Origin of the sequence: Arcicella rosea (assembly GCF_014204325.1) — a bacterium.
In the GTDB taxonomy this organism is placed as follows: Bacteria; Bacteroidota; Bacteroidia; order Cytophagales; family Spirosomataceae; genus Arcicella; species Arcicella rosea_A.
In genome coordinates, this window is sequence record NZ_JACHKT010000003.1 from 1 (window position 1) to 17,256 (window position 17,256).

The 17,256-nt window shown below is 34.0% G+C and carries 16 protein-coding genes; 7 read left to right on the forward strand and 9 right to left on the reverse strand.

Annotated elements, in window-relative coordinates:
• Both HNP25_RS21655 and HNP25_RS02805 read left to right on the forward strand, forming a co-directional pair.
• Window positions 1-187 (forward strand): hypothetical protein (locus HNP25_RS21655; protein ID WP_221432376.1); only part of this gene is annotated, 187 nt, incomplete at its 5' end.
• A gap of 33 nt (window positions 188-220) precedes the next feature.
• Complete coding sequence (locus tag HNP25_RS02805; RefSeq protein ID WP_184129934.1) at window positions 221-2,014, forward strand: tetratricopeptide repeat protein; 1,794 nt, start codon at window positions 221-223, stop codon at window positions 2,012-2,014.
• A gap of 52 nt (window positions 2,015-2,066) precedes the next feature.
• On the opposite strand, the gene HNP25_RS02810 is transcribed toward HNP25_RS02805, so the two are convergent.
• The 7 genes from HNP25_RS02810 to HNP25_RS02840 all read right to left on the reverse strand — a co-directional run bounded on the left by HNP25_RS02810 (window position 2,067) and on the right by HNP25_RS02840 (window position 10,315).
• Window positions 2,067-2,576, reverse strand: coding sequence for a YdeI/OmpD-associated family protein (locus tag HNP25_RS02810; RefSeq protein ID WP_184129937.1), 510 nt, complete (start codon window positions 2,574-2,576; stop codon window positions 2,067-2,069).
• A gap of 107 nt (window positions 2,577-2,683) precedes the next feature.
• Window positions 2,684-5,698 carry an AsmA-like C-terminal region-containing protein gene (locus HNP25_RS02815; protein ID WP_184129941.1) on the reverse strand — a complete coding sequence of 1,005 codons (3,015 nt, stop codon included), beginning with the start codon at window positions 5,696-5,698 and terminating at the stop codon, window positions 2,684-2,686.
• A gap of 229 nt (window positions 5,699-5,927) precedes the next feature.
• Complete coding sequence (gene lpcA / locus HNP25_RS02820) at window positions 5,928-6,500, reverse strand: D-sedoheptulose 7-phosphate isomerase (protein ID WP_184129944.1); 573 nt, start codon at window positions 6,498-6,500, stop codon at window positions 5,928-5,930.
• A gap of 123 nt (window positions 6,501-6,623) precedes the next feature.
• Complete coding sequence (locus HNP25_RS02825) at window positions 6,624-7,415, reverse strand: TPM domain-containing protein (RefSeq protein WP_184129947.1); 792 nt, start codon at window positions 7,413-7,415, stop codon at window positions 6,624-6,626.
• A gap of 45 nt (window positions 7,416-7,460) precedes the next feature.
• Window positions 7,461-7,895, reverse strand: coding sequence for a TPM domain-containing protein (locus HNP25_RS02830; protein ID WP_184129950.1), 435 nt, complete (start codon window positions 7,893-7,895; stop codon window positions 7,461-7,463).
• 271 nt (window positions 7,896-8,166) lie between these two features.
• Window positions 8,167-8,754 carry a LemA family protein gene (locus HNP25_RS02835; protein WP_184129952.1) on the reverse strand — a complete coding sequence of 196 codons (588 nt, stop codon included), beginning with the start codon at window positions 8,752-8,754 and terminating at the stop codon, window positions 8,167-8,169.
• 160 nt (window positions 8,755-8,914) lie between these two features.
• Entirely contained in the window at window positions 8,915-10,315 is a 1,401-nt protein-coding gene (locus HNP25_RS02840; protein WP_184129954.1) for a DASH family cryptochrome, read from the reverse strand.
• 203 nt (window positions 10,316-10,518) lie between these two features.
• Between HNP25_RS02840 and HNP25_RS02845 the strand changes: the two genes are divergently transcribed.
• From HNP25_RS02845 to HNP25_RS02860, 4 genes are all read left to right on the forward strand, one after another.
• On the forward strand, window positions 10,519-10,887 hold the full coding sequence (locus HNP25_RS02845; RefSeq protein WP_184129956.1) for a hypothetical protein: 369 nt from the start codon (window positions 10,519-10,521) through the stop codon (window positions 10,885-10,887).
• A 349-nt stretch (window positions 10,888-11,236) separates the two neighbouring features.
• Window positions 11,237-11,386: a hypothetical protein gene (locus tag HNP25_RS02850; RefSeq protein WP_184129958.1), complete on the forward strand. Its 150-nt coding sequence runs from the start codon at window positions 11,237-11,239 to the stop codon at window positions 11,384-11,386.
• Entirely contained in the window at window positions 11,367-11,846 is a 480-nt protein-coding gene (locus HNP25_RS02855) for a DUF6169 family protein (protein ID WP_184129960.1), read from the forward strand. Before HNP25_RS02850 ends, HNP25_RS02855 begins: the two co-directional genes overlap by 20 nt.
• Window positions 11,847-12,076: 230 nt before the next feature.
• Window positions 12,077-12,814: a hypothetical protein gene (locus tag HNP25_RS02860; protein ID WP_184129962.1), complete on the forward strand. Its 738-nt coding sequence runs from the start codon at window positions 12,077-12,079 to the stop codon at window positions 12,812-12,814.
• A gap of 172 nt (window positions 12,815-12,986) precedes the next feature.
• Here the strand turns inward: HNP25_RS02860 and HNP25_RS02865 are convergent, their stop codons facing one another.
• Together HNP25_RS02865 and HNP25_RS02870 are read right to left on the reverse strand one after the other, a co-directional pair.
• Window positions 12,987-13,745 carry a DUF547 domain-containing protein gene (locus HNP25_RS02865; protein ID WP_184129966.1) on the reverse strand — a complete coding sequence of 253 codons (759 nt, stop codon included), beginning with the start codon at window positions 13,743-13,745 and terminating at the stop codon, window positions 12,987-12,989.
• A gap of 134 nt (window positions 13,746-13,879) precedes the next feature.
• A complete protein-coding gene (locus HNP25_RS02870; RefSeq protein ID WP_184129968.1) occupies window positions 13,880-15,049 on the reverse strand; it encodes an aminotransferase class V-fold PLP-dependent enzyme in 1,170 nt (389 codons plus the stop codon).
• A 99-nt stretch (window positions 15,050-15,148) separates the two neighbouring features.
• Between HNP25_RS02870 and dnaG the strand changes: the two genes are divergently transcribed.
• A complete protein-coding gene (dnaG, locus tag HNP25_RS02875) occupies window positions 15,149-17,248 on the forward strand; it encodes a DNA primase (RefSeq protein ID WP_184129971.1) in 2,100 nt (699 codons plus the stop codon).
• Window positions 17,249-17,256: the final 8 nt, after the last annotated feature.

Here is a 17,256-nt window from a genome sequence, read left to right on the forward strand (position 1 = left end):
AGGCTTTACAAGAAACTTTTCAACTACTTTTAACGCCAGATTTGAGAAATTATCAACAATGTTTAATCATCAGCCCAGTTTAAGGGTTGAGCCAAATATAAAAACCACAAGAACTTTAATCCTTGTGGTTTTTTTACATTTAATACAATCCTTATTAATAAATGGTAATTTCGTATTATTTTCATAATGTATATATAAATTTCAAAACTACATCCCTGTTATGGAGAACAAAAAAAACTACTTTGATTTAGGTAAAATTGCCTTTGAAAAAAATGATTTTCATCAAGCTATTGAATGCTTTATTACTGAACTCTTAACTAATGTAAATGACGAAAAAGTATATTATCATTTAGGAATCTCTTATTCAGAAATTAGTGAATATCAAAAAGCTCTTGAAAATTTGTTGTTGGCAATACAAATTAAATCTGACTTTGTTGAAGCTTGGCACGAATTAGGAACAAACTATCATTTGGGGGGAAATATTGAAAAGGCTATTGAATGTTTCCAAAAAGCTATTGAAATACAACCAAATTTTGATTTAGCTTGGCTTAATTTAGGAGCTTGTTATAAATTTAATCGTGACTATCCAAGCGCAATCGAATCTGTACAGAAAGCAGTTAATATCTCTCCTAATTCTGCAATAGGATGGAGTTATTTAGGACATTATCATCATGATATTCAAGAATATTCAAAAGCAATCGAATTTTTTCAGAATGCTTTTTATCTTGATAAAAATCTATCAAGTCTATGGGTTAATTTTGGAATCTGTTTTTTAAAGGTTCACAAATATCAAGATGCAATAGAGTTTTTAAAAAAAGGGCTAACTGTAGAACCTAATAACGAAACTTTATGGTTTCATATAGGAGCTGCTTATATGAAACTTGAGGAAAAACAAATGGCTTTAAAATTTTATCAAAAAGCTGTTCAAATTAATCCTAAATATATAGATGCTTTGAATGATTTAGGAGTACTTTATCTTACATTAGATAAAAATGATAAAGCTTTAGAGACATTACAAGTAGCCATTGAAGTTGACCCCAATAATAGTGGAGTTTTGGGTAATTTAGGTAACTGTTATACAAAAATAAAAGAGAACAGAAAAGCTAAAGATTGTTATACAAAAGCAATTGAAATCAAACCTGATAATGTTTTAGCAAGAGGTAACTTAGCGAAGCTTTTTTATAGATTAGATGATTATTATGAAGCTATTTTGTGCTATGAAAAAATTATTGAAATTCAGCCAACTGATATAATAACTTTGCTGTCAATTGGCGAGATATACATGAAATTAAACGATGCTGAAAACGCATTTGATTATTTTACAAAAGTACTTGAAATCCAACCAAAAAATATTTACGCACTCAATCAAATTGGTTTGTACTATCATTCATGGAATGATTATCATAAAGCAGTAGAATTTTTTCAGAAAGCAGTAAATAGTTTTCCCTCTGACATACTTTTTGATGATTTATATATGGAGGTATTTTTGAATTTTAGTGCCACATTGCTCATGTTAAAAAGATATGACGACTGTATTAAATTTTTAAAAATGGTACTTGAAGTTTTCCCTGATAATTTATCGGCTTTAAAAAATATTAGTATTGCCTACGATGAATTGGGGAAGTATTCATCAGCTTTAAAATATTTGAATAAAGCACTTGTTATAGAGAACGATAATCTTGATATTTTACATTGTCTAGGTACAACATACTTTCAAATGAAAGAATATTCTAACGCACTTATCTATTTTGAAAAAATTATAGTTATTGCTCCTGAATTAGGTAATATTTGGCATAACTTAGGATTAACTAATTTTAAGTTAAAAAACTACAAATCGGCTTTACATAATTTCAATAAGTCGATTGAATTACAAGTAGAAGTTGAACAATCAGAAGCTATGATTAAATACCTATACGATAATTGTAAAAGTAAAAACGGTGAAATTCTTGATAATAAAGAGATTAAAGGTAAGGAAAAAATGAAAGGATGGATTGGCAGGTTTTTTAGTAAGTAGCATTTTTTTTAATCTACCCTATTAGAAAAATATAAATATATTTTTCACTATTTCATTTACTCAAATCTCTAAAATACCTCAACATTTGCCCGTAATCCATGCCCATTGCTAGACTTTGAACCGTCATGGCGATGCGTTTAGTTTTTGTTTCAATAGTTTTTGCTGATTCAATCCATTTACTGTAATAAAACTGATGACTTTTGGGCATTGCATGAAAAGCTTTTGAGGCGATTGCATCATCTTCTAAGCAAATTAATAGTTCAGGAGAAATCGTTAATTCACTTTTATCTTCTTCCAAACTTACTTGTACGCTTGCTCCTTCTGTTTTTCGAATTCCTTTTCGTATTTGTGCATTAATGGGCAAAATAAAGTCGCCCTCACCCATTGGGATAAGAGCGACCAGCTTTATCAAAAAATCATCTATTTTACCTTTTACTCTAAAACTCACACGAGTATCCGCTTTGATTTGCTGTGCAATATCTACTGGTACTTCAAAATAAGTCCAACCAGTTTTTTCCCCTTTCTTATCAAACTTTTGAAGTACCGCTGTGAATGTAACCATTTTTTTGAGTGATTTTCTATGTGATTAGTAATTAGAATTGGCTTTAAATGATATGAAATGTTTATTAAAAAATCTAATCACCAATCACTAATTTCCAATTACACTCTCTACACTGAATCTTTTTTAGTTGGTTTACTAAATTTGTTGAAAAGCCCATTAATAACACTTTTCTTTTGAGTTTCTAATAGTTTTTTAGCTTTATCAGCAGCTATTTTTTTAATACTATCTGCCGTTGCTTTTGCTTTGGCTTCCATGGCTTCTTTGTCTAAAATTTGTGCAGGCAAGGCATCTTTTTTGATATTGAGTTGATCTAATATTTTATCTTTGTTCTCATTGATTTGTGCCTGTAAAGTAGCTTTTGCAACATCTTTTAAAGAATTGGCAGTACTACTTCCTTTAAAACCAAAAGCTGGATTCTTGAGTGTTCCTCCCAATTGTAAATCAAATTTTACTCTGTCACTTCCTTGAAGATTTTTACCAGTCCATTTTTGAAATACATTGCCAAAAGCTTCACCAATTTTACCAGAAGGTACATCCAAGAGTAAATTATAATCCATCGAACCTGTCAAACCATGGCGACCGCTGGCTGTAATTTTATAATCTTCAAATTTAATATCAAAAGGTTTTACACTAAATGTTCCATCTTTGATTTCAAATTGCATTAATAAATTACTCAATTTAGTTTCTTTCAATTTAGCAATTTTCGTTGTTTCTACCAATTTCTGAACCAAAGGATTACTTTCTGAAATAGTTGCTTGTAAAACTTTCATCAAGCCATCGCCAGTCAAGGAATTGATTTTTGGCATCATATCTTGTCCTAATTCTCCACCGATCTGTAATTTAGAAGTAACATTTCCTATTAAATATTGTGCTACTGGCATCAAGGATTTTACGATATTCAAATGTTGATAAGCCTGAGCGATTTCAATATTTTCAAGGTTTAAGGCGAAGTCAAATAAAGGATGGGCTAAATTGGAAGTATTGTAAGTTCCGCTCGTCGTGAATTTTCCTCCCAAAGATTGAAAAGCCACGTTTTGCATTTTCACTGCACCATTTCCTACCACTAAAGCACCTTTGATATTCTGCATTTTCATCTGACTATACAGTGCTTCTCCAATGTCCGAATCCATCACTAATTCAATATTTTTTGGAATTTCAACTACTTGAAGTGGCTGTGCAGTTCCACCAGCAGTAGTAGTTTTCGGACTATCCGTCATCCACTCATTTACGTTGAATTTGTTCGATTTTACATTCATTTTACCTTTTACAGTGCCGTTGTTCAAGGCATAATCCATGTAATTGGTAAATGTTCCATCTGCCACAAAATCACTTGTTCCTAAGAAACCTTTTGCATTGGTTACTTTGATGGCTGTTGGCGTAAAAGTCATGTCGGCTGAAGTAACTTTTACTCCTTGTGGATATTCTTTTGAAACAAATTCAAAATTCTGCATCGTTGCTTTTCCAGAAGTAGGCAAACTAGCATAACGTTTTGCCTTCACGTCCGACATTTTTCCTTTGGTTTCTATATCTGCATCTATTTTTCCTTTCAAAGTCATGTCAGTCAAAGGATAGATTTTGGTCATTTTTGTTAAATCTATTTTTCCCTTTGCTTTAATATCCCAGTTGTAATTTTCGAAGTTTTCTATTACACCATTAGCCGTAAAAGGTTCGCCATCTAAAATCATTCTCATTTCAGTAATGGCTAAACGAGTCGAAGCTAAAGCGGCATTAGTATTTATTAAATTAGCCTTTACATTTAGGTCTTGAATAGGTTGAGGGAATTGGTCAGATTTAATGTATCCATTCACTAAACTCATTACAGCGTTCACCTGTGGGAAAGATTTTGTCAGTGAATCATAAGTGCCTTTTGCTTTTAAATCCATGCTGTAAAGTCCACGCATTTCTAAGCCTTTCATCGGAAAGATTTGCCCTATTTGCTGTAAGTCAACTTTAGCCACAACATCTGCATCCACTTTTGATTTTCCCAAACCTTCTATTAAAGCACGTGCATTGATAGGATTTTTACCCAAATTCATGTTGAATTTCTTGATGTTCAATACTGAATTATTCAGGTCGTTTGTGGTATTACTTGCTTTCAAATCAAGGTTAATTCCCGTAACTGCCGTTGGTAAATCAGGATATTGGAACATGGCATTTTCTACCAATAAATTAAAGGCATAAGTAGGAAATGAAGTAGCATTCATCGTTCCTTTTACAAAACCATCAAATTGTACATTTCCATCAGCATCAACATCTTTGAATTTATCAGTATAGATATTTGGGACTAATGAAAGTAAGTTTTTAAAGGTATTTTCTGGCGATGAATAAGTAATATCTAAAACAATACTTGAAGTATCGGGCATGGCGACTGAGCCATCAAAATTCAAGGTAAAATCGTTTATTTTCCATGAATTTTTAGCGAAGGAATACTTGTTTTTACTTTGGTCGATATTGATTTTCATATCAGCAGACAATGTTTTGTCGTGCAAATATTCTGTTCCTCCGTAGTTGATAGAAGCTTTTTCAACCTGAGTATTGGTCGTCAAATCATAGATTTCAGCACCAATATTTCCTGAACCTTCATGGGTAATATTTTGAAGTAACACAAAAGTGTTTTTCAGTCTATCATCATAAGTAATTTGTCCGTTGGTCAATTTCCATGATTCAATTCCGATATTGAAATTACTTTTTGTTTTTGTCTCTTCTTGCTGAACTTGTAGCGAATCCGACTTATAAATATCGTAATTGGCAGAGCCATCGGGCAATACTTTAACCAAGATTTTAGGGCTGTCAATTGCAATTGAGTTAATGGCAACTTTATCGCCAGAAATAATTGATTTTAAGTCGGCAGATAAAGAAAATACCTTCGCTTGTATCAACGTATCACTTGCAAATGGTGAATGTCCAACCACACCAAAGTCTGTTAAAGAAATGGTTAATGAAGGAAAATGCTTGAAAAAAGATAAATCAAAATCGTTATAGTAAACCTTTGCTTTTACTTTTTTCTGAATTTCCTCATTGACTTTTGCTTGAATCGTATCCTTAAAAAAGAAAGGCACTGCAAAAAGAACAACAGCCAATAAAGTAATAATCGAAATTAGAATGATGAATGCTTTTTTCATGGTTTGGGGAGACTTTAGGATTTTAAGACTAAAAGACTTTAGGATTGACTGTAAGACTTACACTGACTTGAAGACTAGAGGACTTAGGGACTAGAAACATTAGATTATATAGATTTGAAGACTTTAGTATTAAGTTTCCAAATCCATAGACAAATCCTTAGCCCTTTTAATCATTTGTCCTTAATTTAGTCTTTTAATCTTAAAGTCTTACAGTCCTAAAGTCTTATCATTAAATCACCAACTTTTCAATTAATAAAATCAAAATATGAATTACTTTTATGTGTACTTCTTGGATACGGTCGGCATAACCGAAATGTGGAACTCTGATTTCTACATCAGCTTGTCCAACTAATTTTCCACCGTCTTTCCCAGTAAGTAACACAATTTTCATGCCTTTGGCTTTAGCCACTTCGACTGCTTTGATAATATTAGCAGAATTTCCACTTGTAGAAATACCCAACAAAACATCTCCTTTACTTCCTAAACCTTCTACAAAACGAGAAAAAATATGGTCAAACCCATAATCGTTACTTACGCAAGAAATATGAGAAACATCTGAAATTGCAATGGCAGGCAACGAACGACGGTCGTCACGATAGCGACCTGACAACTCTTCTGCAAAGTGCATCGCATCACAGTGGGAACCACCGTTACCACAAGAAATTATTTTGTTCCCAGAACGAATAGCCTCAGCCATTATTTGGGCAGCAGCTTGAATATCAGCAAGATTTTTTGGATTAGCAATAAAGTTTTGAAGTACTAATTGTGCTTCGTTGAGTTCTTGTGCAATAATATCAATCACGAATTTTTCTATGTTTATTTTAATGTCAATCAAAATTACGAAACATTATTATAAATCTTGTAGCAAGGGCTGAAATAGAAAAGGCTTCGCCGAAACGAAGCCTTCTTATATTCTTGATTATGCTTAGTAATCTCCACCAGCACCACCGCCGCCAAAGTCGCCACCGCCAAAACCACCGAAGTCGAAACCTCCTCCGCCACTACTTCCTCCGCCAGAGTGTCCGCCACCAAAACCACCACCAGTGAAAATGATTGGGCCGCCCCAACCGCCACTGTTGAAGCCTCCACCACCACCTCTGCCACCACGTTTGTTGATTTTAGAGATAATAAACAATACAATCGCTACCAATATAAAAATGATGAAGAAAAAGCCTAAACCACCACCACCATCATCTTTTTCATCTGCTTTGAATTCGCCCGAAGCCCTTTTCATCATTTCGGTTGTGGCTTCATCTAAACCTTGATACCACAAACCCGCTTTGAAATTGGGTGATAACGTTTTATTAATAATTCTTTTGGCAATGGCATCCGTAATGGTTGCTTCCATGCCACGCCCCGTCACGATTCTGATTTTACGAGTTTCAGTCGCCCATAAAAGTACTAAACCATTGTTTTTATCTTTCTGACCAACGCCCCAATCTTTCGCAATTTTCATGGCAAAATCATAAGGGTCAGATTCTCCCGTATTTTTTACAATCACAATGGTTAATTGTGTGGAAGTTGAATCGGCATAACCTCTGAGTTTTTGCTCTAAAGATTCTCTTTCTGAACTTGATAAAATACTGACATAATCGTTTACTAATCTTTGCGGATTAGGTTTTTCAGGAATAGCCTGAGCATTCAAAGTGAATTGGAACGACAATAGCGAAAAGCTAAAGAGTAGCCCAATTACGTAAATGGAAAATTTCTTAAACATCTTCATAAAAAAATCCCTTCCTTCACAGAAAAGGTTTGGACTTATTTAACCAAACGAAATTTCGTCTGGCAGTTCGTTTGTATCATCTGTTTGGTAAGGGAAGTATTGTTTCAACTGTTCGCCTGCCAAATGTATCGCTTTGATAAAGCCTTCGGTGAAAAGTCCTTGTGAGAAATGACTTTTCAATAATTCTTTGGTCGATTCCCAAAAATCTTCTGGTACTACTTTATCAATTCCTTTATCGCCAATAACCGCAAATTTGCGGTCTTCAATGGCTAAGTAAAAAAGTACACCGTTTTGTTGTGCCGTGTTGGTCATGCCAATTTCTTGAAATACTTCTTTGGCTCTATCCAACACATCGGGCTTAGTACAATTCTTTTCAATATGCAGTCGAATTTCTCCAGAACTATTCAATTCTGCTGCCTGAATTGCCTTTACAATCTGTGCTTTTTGTGCTTCATTAAAAAAGTGCTGAGGCATGTCTATTGAGTGAATTAGTGAATTAGTGAATTGTGAATTAGTGATTTTTTTATTGTGTGATTTTTTTATTGAGTGATTGAGTGAGTTGTGATTGAGTGATTTTTTCAATGAATGATTTTATAAATATTAAATTCACAATTCACTAATTGATAACTCACAACTAAAAAAAAATCACTAATTCACTCAATCACTAACTCACTCAATAAAAAAGGCGAAAAGCGAAAATTTATCTTGTTTTCTGCTTTTCGCCTTGTGCGATTTCATCGAAAAACTATTTTCCAAAATCAACCGATGGAGCTTTTGATGCACCAGCGTCGGCTTCGAAATAGCCTTTGGTTGTAAATCCAGAGAAGCCAGCAATTAAACTGTTCGGGAAAGTAACAATTTTGTTGTTATAACCTTTAACAGTATCATTGAAACGGTCACGCTCTTCTTTGATACGGTTTTCAGTTCCTTCTAATTGCGACTGTAATTCCGAGAAACTCTCAGTAGCTTTCAATTGTGGATAACTTTCTGCAACAACCATCAAACGTGATAATGAGCCACTTAACTGACTTTGTGCCGCTTGATATTTCTGCATATTTTCAGGCGTTAAATCCTTAGCATCTAATTTGATTTGACTTGCACTTGCACGTGCATTGATTACATCGGTCAGCGTACTTTTTTCAAAGTTAGCTACTCCTTGTACCGTTTTTACTAAATTTGGAATCAAATCTGCACGACGTTGATAAGCAGTTTGTACTTTCGCCCAAGATGCTTCAACCTCTTGATTTTCGGTTGCCATGCCGTTTCTGACACCAATACCCCAGAATAACAATAATGCGGCAACACCTAATCCAATAAGAAGTCCTTTTGACATAGTTTTAATTATTTAATGTGAATATGTGAAGTAATACAAAGGTAAAATAATTATACCACTCTGTAAAACTGTTTCAAATGTAGATGTTTTTTCAACGCTTACACTACTTCTATGCTGAATATTTGTTTTTTGATTTTGAACGGTCAAAAACTCTTTTCAGTTATTTTTTAATATTCCATTTCCTTACATCAACTATCGCTTTTGGATAATCTACTCCTATCGTTACTTGATATTTTCTTTGTTCTTCGGCGGTCAACAAAGCTACTGAATGTACTTTTTCAGCAGTGATATTGGCTAAGACTGGCAACCAAAATTTTACGTACTCGCCTTTTGGGTCGTAGTTATGGGCTTGTTTCAGAATATTAAAATAACGATTTTCTCTTGGGTCGTTGCCAATACCCGCCACATAAAGCCAATTTCCCCAGTTAGAACATACATCATAATCTATCAATTGACTTTCAAACCAAGCAGCACCCCAACGCCAATCTATTTGTAAATCTTTTACCAAAAAACTCGCTACATTTTGTCGTCCACGGTTCGACATAAAGCCTGTTGCCAACAATTCTTTCATATTGGCATCAATCAAGGGAACGCCCGTTTCGCCCAATCGCCATTTTTCAAAAATACTTTTATGCTGTTTCCAAACAATCGTTTTGCCTTGAATACCTTTTTCAAAAAAGATTTTGTTGCCATACTTCAAAGCCACAAAACGGAAATAATCACGCCAAAGTAATTCAAAAATTAACCAATAAGTAGAATCATTTTGGGTGCGTTCGGCTTCGTATTTTTTTACTTGTTCATAAATATATCTTGGCGAAATACAGCCATTTGCCAGCCAAAGCGAGAATTTAGAAGAATAATCCAAACCCAACATTCCATTGCGAGTTTCTTTATATACTTTCAGCAAGTCTTTTTGCCAAAAATATTCCTCCAATCTTTTTAGAGCTTCGTCTTCGCCACCTTTGTATAATTGTTGATTTGTTTCGGGAAAATCAAGCTTTGGTAATTCTCCAATGTCAATCGTGTTTGAGAAATTAAGATTTTTAGGAATCGGGAAAGTACTTCTTACTTTGGTCGCTTTTTCTACTTGGTTTCTAAACTGGGTGAAAATATTAGGTAAATTTTCAATTTTCATGGGCAAATCATCCAAATGATAGAGCGTAGCTTGCCAGAAAAACTTAATTTTGATGCCTTCTTTTTTCAAAGCAACTTCTACCGAAGTATCTATATCCGTTTCTTCTGAAGTTACTTCTTCTGAAACAAATACTTCATCAATCAACAACTCTTTCGCTAATTGTGGAATAATTTCTTCAGGATGACCAATCCTGATAATTAAGTTTGAGCCAATACTTTGGAGGTTTTTACGAAGGTTTTCAAGCGATTCAACAAGAAATTGAGTACGCAAATTGCCTGTTTTGGGAAAACCCATCGGCATTTCTTGGAAAATTCTGGGGTCGAGTACGTAAAGCGGAAATACTTGAGCAGTTTTTTGAGACGCTTTGAACAAAGCTTCATGGTCGTGAACACGTAAATCGTTGCGAAACCAAAGGAGTATTTTCATAAAATTTAAGATTGCGGAAATCGGCAATAGTTTTTGAAAATGATTGAGCAAAACCTGAAAACAGTATCGGGGAATTGTATATTAATAGCTAAATTGTATCAACTAATAATTGGGCTGAAAGTTTTTTGAAGAGAGAGAAAGAGAAAGGTTTTAGTTTTCTAAAGACCTATTAACAGAGAAAGAATAAAATTAAAAGAAGAAATATGAAGCAAATCAATTTGATAACTAAGATTACTAAGAAGCTATTACTTTTATTTATAGCAATGAATATTATGGGATGCTTTAATTGTGAAGATCATATAAACGATGAGATTAAACCTATGTTTATAAAGGCAACAATTACTGAGGTTGATACTGTAATAGACAGACCATTAAAACTTAATTTTTATTCAAAAGAATCAGGAGCAAAGTTTATTTCTTTTGAAAGTTGCGGAGATGACAATATTTATCAATTAAGAGGGAAAATTAATATCGGTGATAGTCTAATAAAGAATATAGGAACAGACACATTCAATATAAAGCAACCAACAGGTAAGATACTTACTTTAAAGTATCAATGTTGTATTCAATAGATATTGAATACTCTATACTCTCGTGTGTTGACCTATTTTGTGATTTCCGAGAGATGTTTTATGTCATTGAAGACATATTTTGTGATTCCTGAATCATAAGGCGAGCTAGACGCTCTTTTCATTTTAGGACGTAGGAAAAACCTACGACCAGTTCCAGCAAAAGCATATTCAAACAAATACGAATAGACTTTTTGCTTTTCATTTATAATATACACTATTAGTTGTTAAAATTAACAACTAATTTTAGAAAATGTCAATATATATTGATACTTTTGTTTACGTTAAACAAATTAATCAATTGAGTATTTGTATTTGGGTTTAGAAATGCTCAATAAAAACATTTACTATCATGGAAAATGTAAAAACTATAAACAAGACAATACCTGAAGACTTCAAGAGAATGATTGAACAAAAAATTGAAGAAAAGAGGGATTTTGCAAGAAGAGTAAAAGCGGGCGAATTAGATTACTTAAAAACAAATGTTATTAGAACAATATAAGCCATACGAAATTAGATTATTAAAACAAACTCAAGATGAGTTTGTTTTTTCTTTTACAACGGATTATTCCATAGATTATATAGCCACCTTTAAGAGAGCAGATGTACATTTTAATGACAAATGCTATCATTCATTTAATATTTATGAATTTGGTTTTTTTAATCAACAAGAATTAGGAACTATTAAAGACTACCGAATTAGAGATACAATTCATAAGATATTAGATTTTTTCATGCAAGAAAATGGACATTCTATCATTTATATATGTGATAATCTTGATGAAAATTTAGAAGTGAGGAATTATCTTTTTAAAAAATGGATTGGCTTTTATAATAATCAAAACTACAATACCTATTTTAAAAAGATAAAGCTTACTTATTATGAAACTTACATTGGTATAATAAGCCCAATTGAAGACATTGGATTTACAGAGTATATAAAATATCTGGAAATAGTGTAAAGACAGAAGGTAGTAGCATTTACTGCCCCCAAAGAAAGAGAAATCTTTTTCTCAATAACAACCCCTGACCACTAAGTTATAAACTTCGTGGTGAAATAAATAGTAATCTTACACTTCAAATAGTTGGCTCGGTATAGTATTTCGAGTTCACCCTCCCCTCAACAGCAGTCTTAGAAGAACCTAACCCCTATAAAAACACTCGTATTTTACGAGTCAACATTTATCTTACAATGAAGCCAATATTGCTAATTTTTGCCCTAATATTTTTAACCTTAAACGCAAAAGGACAATATCCTTTTGAAAAATATCCAGCTATTAAATACCGAGAGTATAAGAACTGGAAATTTTATGATAAGACAGAAAAGGAAAATAAGTTTCATTGTACCTTGACAATTCCTAAATTCTTTGATAACCAAGATAATTTAACCATTCAACTCACAACTTTTGCGTATGATAGCTCTTCGATAAGAGTGTATCGTAATAAAAGATTGCTTAGAAAGAGTTTTGAGCCAATGTTTTTTCATGATGTGAATCTGGAATCTATAAGAGTTGCGGATATAAATGGCGATAATTTAAAAGACGTTAAAATAATTGCTTGGTATATGGGTTCTGGTACAGCATCAATGAATTTGCGAACAATATATCTCTTTCAAAATAAAGAAGGGCATTTTACAAAAATTTCTTTTTCCGACAAAGCCATTGATAGCAGATTAGAGAGAGATTTTGACGGAGATGGAAACTATGAAATTATCACGATGACTTTGAAAGGTTATGGAGGACACAGTTACTGGCTTTTTAATCTTTTCAATTACCTCAATGGTGAGCTCGAAAATGTAAACTCAAAAGATAATTATCCGATAATGATACAATACCTTAATCGTGAAAATTATCAAATAACAAAGAAAATAAGTAGGAGTAAAATGAAAGCCTTTACGATGAAACTACCAGAGGATTATGATAAGAAATAAAGCTCCTACTGGTCTTAGGCTCTCCTAAGACCTAAAACAAAGAAGAGCGTCTCGCTCGAAATTGCCTAATCAGAAGATTGAGAAGTTTTATTATCCCTGAATCATAGAGCAAGCGTGACACTCTTTACAATTTAGTCCGTAGGGGAATGCCTACGACTAGTTTTTTCCCCAATCAAAGCCCATTTAATCCCCAGTTATAATTCACAAATTGAATTTTGCCATCTGCGGGCATTTTTACTTTGGCGTATTGATTAACAAAGGCTTGTAAAGGCATTTTCTTGGTGAAATCGCCTTTGTACCAATCAAAAATACTTGACAGATTTGCTCCTTTGGCTGAGACTACATTTTTCTTGTTATCGTTCAAGAAATCTATGGCTTGGTCGGTTAATTGTTCGTCGAGTGTGGTGGCGGTAAAGGCTTCATTTCTTAGTTTTGGGCAAGAAATCGCTGCACAAACTAAAGCAAAATGAATGCGTGGTTCATCAAATTTTTTACGGATAATACCATTTTCAATATCGTTCAAATCAAATTTCTTCCCCATCAAATTGATGAATTTTATATCCCAAGGAGAATTGATATAAGTAATATTTACTTTCACAATGTCTTTAATACTTTTCAGAGGATAATTTCTTAGAATCAATTGTACCGTAAAAGCATTATAGGCATTAATCCAATAAGCCAATTGCTCATCTTTCGTCCACGTTTTTTCGTTGGGTGTGTTTTTTGAAAGCATTTCCAAATACTTATTCAGGGCAACAGAATCTTTTTGAAAAGCCTTATAATTCACCATGCCGTTGGTGTTTACATACTTTTTCAGCAAAGTAGTCCAAGCATCATGACTCACAGGCTTTGCATCCGAATTTGGCACATTTGAATTAAAACAACTCGCAGAAACAGTAAAAATTGTGGCAAGAATAATGAGTAATTTCATAGTTTTGGGGGATTATTAAAATACTCTTTCATGATAAAGAGTAAAACAAATGTAATAAAATTGGTTTATTCATAATACTCATGACATGACTCATTAAAATATTCTGTCAGTCATGCCATGAGTTATTTTTTTCTTTAAATCCCCTTCAATAATCCATCCATCAACACATCAATATCATTGGCATCGTTATAAACGTGTGGTGCTAGTCGGATGGCTTCGCCTCTGAACGAGACAAATACTTTACGTTCTTGCAAAGCTTTTTGTATGGTTAGATAATCAGCTTTGGGCGGAATCCTGATACCTACCAAATGATTACTTCTGTAGGGTTTTTCATCTACCCAATAGCCTTTTTCTTGTAAAAGCTTCAAAGGTTCTTTCAACAATTCATCACAATATTGATTAATTGAATCAACGCCCCAAGTATTGATTTGAATAAGAGCCGCCGCTAACATTGGGTTCAAAATAAAATTACTTTTTTCGCCCATGTTGTATCTATCAGACTTACTTCTATACTGCGTTTGATAATTCATCAAGCTTTTAAAATCTTCTGAACCTACTCGATTAATCCAGTTGCGTTCTAAAGGCGTTCCTTCATCAAAATAAGCCCCAAAATAGGCTACTCCTGCCGAATAAGGCCCTAAAAGCCATTTATATCCGGGATTGATAATGGCATCAGGTTGTACTTTTTGTACATCAAAAGGCATCGCTCCGATACTTTGCGTACCGTCTAAAACAAGTAATGCACCTACCGAACGACATTGCTTTCCGATGATTTCAGTATCAAACAAAGTGCCATCTGCCCAATGGGTTGGCGACACTACTACCAAACAAGTATTAGCCGTGATGGCTTCTAGCAACCTTTCATTCCAGATTTTTCCACGATTTTCCAATCCTTCAGGCGGAGGCACTACTTTCATAATCAAACCTTTATCTGCACAAACTTCTTCCCAAGCATAAACATCCGAAGGGAATTCTTCACTGACCATGATGATTTCTTGTCCTGCTTGTAAATTAGGTTTTCGGTAAAGATTTTTTGCCACAATCGCCATGCCGTAAGAAGATGAGGGAAGAATAACGATGCGTTCTGGTTCGGGACAATTAATCAATGTTGAATAGGCTTCTTTGACGGGTTCTACCGATTCAAAAAAACTTTGCGAAGTAATATATTGTGGTTGCGATTTGCGTAAAATTCCTTGAATACCAGCTTCTTCTACCGATTTTAGATTAGGTGCCATCGTGGCACAATTGATATAATGTGTGCCTTCTTCGAGGCTAAAAAGATGTTTTTGGCAGGATAAATTCATGTTGCTGATGTTGATTTGAAATTGTTCAAAAATACAAATTCTTAACGATTTTTAACTCATAAATGCTTTGTTCAAAGCAAAAAGATGTAATTTTGAATTATGCGAATAGATGAAGCCACCATAGAACGAATCCGACAAAGTGCTGATATTGCCGATGTAATTGGCGATTATGTTTCTTTGAAGAAAAAAGGTGCAAACCTTTGGGCTTGCTGTCCTTTTCATGGCGAAAAGTCTCCTTCCTTTTCTGTTTCGCCAGCAAAAGGAATTTATAAATGTTTTGGTTGTGGAAAAGCGGGTGATTCTATCCGTTTTATCATGGATATTGAAGGTTTGGGATATGGAGAAGCCCTTCGACATTTAGCCAAAAAGTACGGCATCGAAATCCAAGAGACACAACTTTCCGACGAACAACAATTAGCCCAAAATGAGCGTGAAAGCTTATTAATTGCCCTTAATTACGCCAAGAATTATTACCAAAATAATCTTTTTCAACACGAAGAAGGGCAGTCAATTGCTTATCCTTATTTCAAAGAAAGAGGTTTTTCAGATAAAACCATTCGTACTTTTGAATTAGGATATAGCCTTGAAAACTGGGATGCTTTTACTAAAGAAGCCCTGAAAAATGGTTATAATTTAGATATTTTGGTGAAGGCTGGGCTGACGATTTTGAAGCAAAATGAGCAAGAAAATCCTCAGCAAAACCAAAAAACATTCGACCGTTTTAGAAATAGAGTAACATTTCCTATCCATAATGTTTCGGGAAAAGTAATTGCTTTTGGAGCAAGAATTCTGAAAAATGATAAATCACAGGCAAAGTATTTGAACTCGCCTGAAACAGAAGTTTATCATAAATCGAATGTACTTTATGGCATTTTTCAAGCCAAAAATGAAATCAGAACAAAGGATGTTTGTTATTTGGTAGAAGGTTATACCGATGTTATTTCTTTGCATCAAGCAGGAATCGAAAACGTAGTAGCGTCTTCGGGTACTTCTTTGACGATAGAACAGATTCGATTAATCGCTCGCTTCTCGCAAAATATCACTGTGTTATATGATGGCGACCCTGCGGGCATCAAGGCATCTTTGCGAGGAATGGACATGATTTTGGAAGAAGGACTGAATGTGAAATTAGTCGTTTTTCCAGAAGGCGAAGACCCAGATAGTTATGTTCAGAAAATAGGCTCTGATGCTTTTGTAGAATATATCCACAAAAACGCCAGCGATTTTATTACTTTCAAAGCAGAATTATTCCTCAAAGAAGCTGGGAGTGACCCTTTCAAAAGAGCAGAGTTGATAAAAGACATGGTGGGGAGTATTTCTAAAATCCCTGATTCCATCACAAGGTCTGTTTTCTTTCAAAAAACAGCGAGTTTAATGCAGATTGATGAAGCAATTTTGATTACAGAAAGTAACAAAATTGCCTTTGAAAGAAGTAAACAGCGAGAAAAAGACAGTCAAAGAGATGCTAATCGTCAGCGATTGCAAAATGATTTACCTGCTGGCGTAACACTTAGCCAACCAACTTCGCAACCGAATGTAAATTTTGATGATTTACCAAGTTTTTCGGAGGAAGATGAATTTTCGGGTTTCCCAACTGATTTTGTTCCAAATAATAAGGTTCCAGTAAGTAACGTACCAGCTAATATTCCACCAGCTAATAAGGTAATTCCAACGGGAATTGCTTTGCAAGAAAGGGAATGTGTGCGATTATTGGTGAGTCATGGTATAAAAGAAGTAGATCCAGGTGTTGCACCGGGTGTTACTTTAATGCAATATATTTTATCAGAAATTGATGGCATGAATTTTATAACGCCAATTTATGATAATATTTTACAGCTATGTCGTGAGAAATTCATTCAAGGAATTGTATTAGATGCTAAGTTTTTTATCGCACATAGTAACCCCATTATTCAACAAGAAGCCATCAATTTAGTAACCGAACGATATGCAGCTTCGGAAGCTTGGTTGAAACACGAAATCATTGTGCCGACCGAAGACGATAAGTTGGCAGATTTAGCTTTTCAGAATATTTTACGCTTGAAAAAAGCATATAACGAACAGCAAATGAAGGATTTGATGCAAAAACTTGCCAAAACTTCGGATGCTGATGAACAAACACATTTGTTAGGATTATTTATGGAAGCCAAGCAAATAGAAAAAGAAATCGCCAAAGAATTAGGAACGGTTGTAGGTAGATAGACATTAAT

Excerpts from the sequence above, each read along its gene's own strand:
- HNP25_RS02805 (WP_184129934.1), top strand. The coding sequence starts at position 221 with ATGGAGAACAAAAAAAACTACTTTGATTTAGGTAAAATTGCCTTTGAA.
- HNP25_RS02810 (WP_184129937.1), bottom strand. The coding sequence starts at position 2,576 with ATGGTTACATTCACAGCGGTACTTCAAAAGTTTGATAAGAAAGGGGAA.
- HNP25_RS02815 (WP_184129941.1), bottom strand. The coding sequence starts at position 5,698 with ATGAAAAAAGCATTCATCATTCTAATTTCGATTATTACTTTATTGGCT.
- HNP25_RS02825 (WP_184129947.1), bottom strand. The coding sequence starts at position 7,415 with ATGTTTAAGAAATTTTCCATTTACGTAATTGGGCTACTCTTTAGCTTT.
- HNP25_RS02830 (WP_184129950.1), bottom strand. The coding sequence starts at position 7,895 with ATGCCTCAGCACTTTTTTAATGAAGCACAAAAAGCACAGATTGTAAAG.
- HNP25_RS02835 (WP_184129952.1), bottom strand. The coding sequence starts at position 8,754 with ATGTCAAAAGGACTTCTTATTGGATTAGGTGTTGCCGCATTATTGTTA.
- HNP25_RS02840 (WP_184129954.1), bottom strand. The coding sequence starts at position 10,315 with ATGAAAATACTCCTTTGGTTTCGCAACGATTTACGTGTTCACGACCAT.
- HNP25_RS02845 (WP_184129956.1), top strand. The coding sequence starts at position 10,519 with ATGAAGCAAATCAATTTGATAACTAAGATTACTAAGAAGCTATTACTT.
- HNP25_RS02850 (WP_184129958.1), top strand. The coding sequence starts at position 11,237 with ATGGAAAATGTAAAAACTATAAACAAGACAATACCTGAAGACTTCAAG.
- HNP25_RS02855 (WP_184129960.1), top strand. The coding sequence starts at position 11,367 with ATGTTATTAGAACAATATAAGCCATACGAAATTAGATTATTAAAACAA.
- HNP25_RS02860 (WP_184129962.1), top strand. The coding sequence starts at position 12,077 with ATGAAGCCAATATTGCTAATTTTTGCCCTAATATTTTTAACCTTAAAC.
- HNP25_RS02865 (WP_184129966.1), bottom strand. The coding sequence starts at position 13,745 with ATGAAATTACTCATTATTCTTGCCACAATTTTTACTGTTTCTGCGAGT.
- HNP25_RS02870 (WP_184129968.1), bottom strand. The coding sequence starts at position 15,049 with ATGAATTTATCCTGCCAAAAACATCTTTTTAGCCTCGAAGAAGGCACA.
- dnaG (WP_184129971.1), top strand. The coding sequence starts at position 15,149 with ATGCGAATAGATGAAGCCACCATAGAACGAATCCGACAAAGTGCTGAT.